Origin of the sequence: Corallococcus sp. AB030, from assembly GCF_003668965.1 — a bacterium.
Taxonomy (GTDB): Bacteria; Myxococcota; Myxococcia; order Myxococcales; family Myxococcaceae; genus Corallococcus; species Corallococcus exiguus.
In genome coordinates this window covers 1-4,958 of record NZ_RAWQ01000361.1, presented here as the reverse complement: position 1 = coordinate 4,958, position 4,958 = coordinate 1, and the positions used below count along the sequence as shown (strand labels likewise).

The following is a 4,958-nucleotide window of genomic DNA, read 5'->3' as shown; positions in this document are numbered from 1 at the left end:
GGAGAGCCGCGGCACGCAGCGCCACTCCCTGCTGCCCGCCGCGGCGGAGCAGCCCTGTCAGGAGGCGCCGCTGCCCGGCAGTTAGCCGCACGCCCTGCTGGGGCCTCTTCCGGCGCACGCTGCTCATCACCAACGCAGCGTACCCCTGAACGGAATTACTCCGGTTGGCTTAGCGGATGGGCCGATGCGTCCGCGCTTCGCCGCGCCATGCTGCGAGAGCACTGCTATCAGAAGCTACCGGCAAATGGAGAGGAATGAAGCCAATCTAGAAATCAGGCGGGGTAAACCGTCGAAACCAGATGGATGTCCCTTCCTGACGGATACCCGGCGACAGGTGTGTTCAAACTTGAGAGCGTGGACCCAACCAACGAGCAATGGAGTTTTATCTAACCGCTCCAGCCCGAGAACAAGCCGCTTCTGAGTTCGACTTGAGCCGGGAATAGAGAGCAAAGTGGGATTGAACCACTTCGAGAGCCTCACTTGGCGAGGATCTCATAGCCGCGCCACCCTTTGCATGGTGGCCCATGGTGTCCTCGCGGCCCGTCCCGAAGCTGAACAAGCACTACTTAAACGATCAATCCAAGCGCCTTCAAGCTTTGATGGTACTTAGACAACCGCCCCAAGACCGTATTCAGTGTCGCATACCCGGTCCCTTTCGGTCCCTGGGGCTTGTCGATCAGGGTTCCGCTTCCATCACCCGAAGAGTTCCGCCAGTAGAACAAATTCCTGGGATCATTCGCCAAGTTGTAGATTAAATCATCGATCTGCTTGTTCAAGTTTGTTTCCAAGTACCAGGACACACCGTTTACATTGCCGACCGAAGAGAAATCGACAGCCGGAACTCCTTCCACCGTGAAACTCCAGTCGTCATTAGTGACATTGAAGTCGGAATTCGTAAAGGTTTCAGTCTTGGGCAGCTTCGACTTGAGCCCTTCCATCCAAGCGACTGCTTTTCCCACAGTGGCCTGAGCTTTTATATTTCTGATGATCTCGCTACAGATCGAGGAGTAGGGCACGTAATGATTGCAAACTCGGCATCCGTCATTCACTGCGTCTTGCGAATTGTTGTAGCCACTCAGGTAGGCGGCCAGCTTGCGATTCGTATCATTGTGCATAACGCGCACGTGAGCTACTTCCACAATGACATCATTTGCTGTCCGGACGCCTGAACTGTAACTAGCGGCCGTGAGTCTCTGGATCGCGCCTCCCCCCCCACCGCGGCCTGCCTGCAGGTACAGCGGGACGCCCCCGCTCATCAGCGCGTTGCTAGCGATCTGGGCGGATGGCGCCAAGTTCGCCTGGATGGCGCCGGGCAATGCCGCCTGCTGTCCCAGGCGGTCCGCTTCGGCTTCGAGCGCCCGGTCCTGCACGACCGAGATCCCGTGGCCGGACCCGCGCACCCGACCTTGCCGTTGCTGGACAACATGGGCGAGTTCGTGTCCCAAGAGCTGTAGGCCCTGGTTCGAATTGGGCTGGTAGCTGCTGGGCGAAAAATAGATGTCGTCACCCATGGTGAAGGAGACTGCACCGATCCGTGCCGCCTGCGGGCCAATATGGATCCGGACTGCGGAGAAGTCAGTGCGGAATGCCATTTCCATTCTGGCAAGCACCGCCTGCGGAAGCCGTGTGCCGCCGCCGCGCCCTATGCCGATTTGGACGGGATCAATATCGAAGCTACGGCTTGCACCGTGAAACTGAACCCCGCCTGGGAGCGCCCGTGCCTGCGCCGTCCAGGTCCGTCCCGCGATGCCGGGGTTCGATGGTCCCAGAACGCGTGGTGTCGTTGCCGTGAGCGGCGGGCGTGCCTCGCCACTGAAGAAGTATCCTTGGATTACCCGTCCGCTCATGAGTGGTCTCCCGTGCCTTTCATCGCCTTGAGGGTGGAGTGGCGGCGCCGCGTTCAGTTCGACGCCAGCTGAGGTCTTGTCGATCGACATCTGCGGCAACCGGCTTCAGCCAATGGGCCTCCGGTAGGAATGAGCACGTGGCATGCCAAGCACGGTCGGCGGTGGGGACGAGCGAGGAGTTCCGCGCAGCGGCAACTTCTTGCCGACGGACCTTGCCGGGTAACCCGTCTCCGGCAACTTCTTGCCGACGCGTGAGTGCCTCTCCTCTGCGGTGACGCTGGCCCGCGCCTTGCTCCTGTCAGGAAGTGTCCGGGACCGCACTCACCTCCCCGGCCGCTGAGAAAAGACAGACCTCATGAACCGCCGGCTCCAGCGCCGGCCGCTGGCCCTCTGCGTCCTGGCCCTCTCCCTGACGAGCTGTGTCTCGTCTGGCACCGGGCTGACGGTCCAGATCCGCCTGCGGCCGGACGCCAATGACAACAGCCCCGTCCCGCTCTCCCTGCTCCTCGTCTACGACCCCGCCGTGCTCGAGCAGCTGCTCGCCGTCGGCGCGACGCAGTGGTTCGTCGGGCGCGAGCAGTTCCTGCGTGACCACGCCGCGGACGTCCACGAGGAGTTCTACGAGCTGGTCCCCGACCAGTCGCTCCCGGAGTTCCGGCGCTACGTCCCCGCCCACACCGCCGGCGGCCTCGTCTTCGTCGGCTACAGCGCGGAGGGCGAGCACCGCTACCGGTTCGACCCCTCGCGGGCCCTCCAGCTGGAAGTCCGCGCGAACCACCTCTGCCTGACCCAGCCCGAGCTCCAGGGGGAATGCCATGAGCCATGACGACACGATTCCGCCCCCCATCCACTGGTCCGACGGAATGCTGCTCATGCCGCAGCACTTCCAGCAGCAGGCGCATCACCACGAGGAATCCCTCCGCCACCACCTGCGCCTGCTCAATCCCTTTCACTGGGGCGTGCGGCGGCTGTCCTTCGATGCGCAGGCCCTCGCGGAGGGCTCCTTCCGCGTCCAGGAACTGGAGGCCGTGTTCGAGGACGGCCTCACGGTGCGCTACCCGCCGCCCAAGACGGACGCCGGAAGGAAGCCCGCGGGCCTGACGCTGGACCTCGGCGCGCTCCGGGAGCGCGCCAGCCAGCAGCCGGTGACCCTCTTCCTGGCGGTCAGCGCCGACAAGCGCTCGGGGACGAGCGGCCTCTACGCCCGCTTCGAGGCCCAGCCCATCAGCCAGGTGCGCGACGAGCACACGGGCGACGGGGATGCCCACCTCACCGTGCTCCATCCCCGCCTCCTGCTCCAGGCCACCGATGCCACCCCGGGCTACAGCCGGCTGCCGCTGGTCGCCATCCAGTGCGTCCAGAACAAATTCCGCGTGGTGGATGGCGACGTGGCCCCCCGCATCTCCACGGACGAGAGCACGCCGCTCTGGATGCGGTGCGCTCAGCTGGCGAAGAACCTCCGTGGCCGGGCGGCCAGCCTGGACGACAGCATCCGCGCCGCCAGCGCCGACACCGAGCGCGCCCTCGTCCATGAACGCGAGCGGCTGCTCCACCACCTGGTGGCGGGCCTCCCCGCCTTCGAGGCGCTGCTCGCCACCGAGCCCCATCCCTTCACGCTCTACCTCGGGCTCTGTTCACTCGCCGGGCAGCTGGCCGCCATCGGCCACAGCCGGATTCCTCCTCCCTTCGAGCGGTACTCGCACGCGTCGCCAGGGGCCGCCTTCAACGAGGTCATCGACTTCATCCGCGTGAGCCTCGACCAGGGCGTCTCCGACCTCTTCACGGCCATCCCGTTGCGGCAGCTTCAGGACCGCTTCTCCACGCAGGTGGAAGCGGACTGGATGGACCGCGAGTGGGTGATTGGCATCCAGGGCACGCCGGGGACGACCGAGCGGCAGTTGCTGGACTGGATGCGCGGCGCGCGCATCGGCCCTGAAACCCAGCTCAAGGGCCTGCGTGAGAAGCGCAGCGTGGGCGTGCCCCGCGTGCAGGTGAACCAGTGCCGGGGACTGCTCGCGCCGCGCGGCACGCTCCTGTTCTCGCTCACCCCCGAGCCCGGCCTGCTCGAGTCCCGGCAACCGCTGGCGGTGGAGAACCCGCGCGATCCCGAGCACCCGCGTCCGCTCGCGCCCCCCGCCCAGCTCACCCTCTTCGTCGGTCCCCGCACCAAGCCCTCCTGACACCACCGCCCAGGCCATGTCCTCCTCCCTTCCCACCGAGTACCAGCCGCACCGCGCGCCCCTGCTCGAACAGGCCCGGGAGTTCCTCAGCGAGCTGCTGCGGCTCAAGCAGACGCTCGCAGAGGCTCCAGCGCCCGACCCCGACAGCGACGAGCCCGCGCCCGAGGACGACCCCTTCGCGAGGGTTCGCACGGCGATGGTGGAGAAGCTGGAGCGCCTGGGCTCCCACCGCTCCCGTGGGAAGGAGGACGCCCAGGAGATCCGGCCGGAGGAGGTCCGCTACGTCCTGGCCGCCTTCACCGACGAGGTGCTGATCCAACACGCCTGGCCGGGACGGGACGCTTGGAGCAGCGCCCTGCTGGAAGAGGAGCTCTTCGGCACCCACGTCGCGGGGGATCAGCTCTTCACCGACATCGAAGCCCTGCTGCGGGAGGCGGACGCGGCCCGGGTGGAGATGGCCGCGGTGTACCTGCTGGTGCTGTCGCTCGGCTTCCAGGGGCGCTTCCGGGACAGGGACGCGGGCACCCAGCTGCGCAAGCTGCGGCGGCGGCTCTTCGCGTTCGTCTTCCGGCGGGAGCCGGGCTCGCGCGAACCCGCCCACCGGCTGCTGCCCCAGGCCTACGCGCACACGTTGGACGGCAAGCACGAGCGGCGCCTGGCGTCCCTGCGGCCCTGGGCGTGCGCGCTGGCCGCGGTCGTGGGGCTCGGCGTCGTGGCCGGGAACGTCATCGTGCGGCGCGAGACGCGCGGCCTGCGGGCCTCCCTGGACCGCATCCTCGCGCACGGCGAGGTGCCGCGATGAGCGCGCTCGAATCCTTCGTCGTGGGCTGCGTCCCGATCGTGCTCGCCGCGCTCGGCCAGGGCGTGCGGCTCTGGATGAAGAACCAGGCGGAGCAGGCGGCGGCGCGGCTCGTGGCGGCCGCCTCCACCC

General features: G+C 66.7%; 4 protein-coding genes. 3 read left to right on the top strand and 1 reads right to left on the bottom strand.

The annotated features are described in order from the left end of the window. Positions 1 to 566: 566 nt before the first annotated feature. The gene (locus tag D7Y15_RS42235) at positions 567 to 1,937 is read right to left on the bottom strand and encodes a DUF4157 domain-containing protein (RefSeq protein ID WP_199746062.1); all 1,371 of its coding nucleotides are present in this window, start codon (positions 1,935 to 1,937) and stop codon (positions 567 to 569) included. A 265-nt stretch (positions 1,938 to 2,202) separates the two neighbouring features. Here D7Y15_RS42235 and D7Y15_RS42230 point away from each other — a divergent pair, with 265 nt between their 5' ends. Genes D7Y15_RS42230 through D7Y15_RS42220 form a run of 3 tightly spaced genes read left to right on the top strand, consistent with a single transcriptional unit; the run spans position 2,203 to position 4,829 of the window. Further along, positions 2,203 to 2,673 carry a hypothetical protein gene (locus D7Y15_RS42230; RefSeq protein ID WP_121756090.1) on the top strand — a complete coding sequence of 157 codons (471 nt, stop codon included), beginning with the start codon at positions 2,203 to 2,205 and terminating at the stop codon, positions 2,671 to 2,673. Then, complete coding sequence (tssK, locus tag D7Y15_RS42225; RefSeq protein ID WP_121756089.1) at positions 2,663 to 4,027, top strand: type VI secretion system baseplate subunit TssK; 1,365 nt, start codon at positions 2,663 to 2,665, stop codon at positions 4,025 to 4,027. The genes D7Y15_RS42230 and tssK overlap by 11 nt, the downstream gene beginning before the upstream one ends. A gap of 16 nt (positions 4,028 to 4,043) precedes the next feature. Then, a complete protein-coding gene (locus D7Y15_RS42220; protein WP_121756088.1) occupies positions 4,044 to 4,829 on the top strand; it encodes a DotU family type IV/VI secretion system protein in 786 nt (261 codons plus the stop codon). Positions 4,830 to 4,958 lie beyond the last annotated feature (129 nt).

Excerpts from the sequence above, each read along its gene's own strand:
- D7Y15_RS42235 (WP_199746062.1), bottom strand. The coding sequence starts at position 1,937 with ATGTCGATCGACAAGACCTCAGCTGGCGTCGAACTGAACGCGGCGCCG.
- D7Y15_RS42230 (WP_121756090.1), top strand. The coding sequence starts at position 2,203 with ATGAACCGCCGGCTCCAGCGCCGGCCGCTGGCCCTCTGCGTCCTGGCC.
- tssK (WP_121756089.1), top strand. The coding sequence starts at position 2,663 with ATGAGCCATGACGACACGATTCCGCCCCCCATCCACTGGTCCGACGGA.
- D7Y15_RS42220 (WP_121756088.1), top strand. The coding sequence starts at position 4,044 with ATGTCCTCCTCCCTTCCCACCGAGTACCAGCCGCACCGCGCGCCCCTG.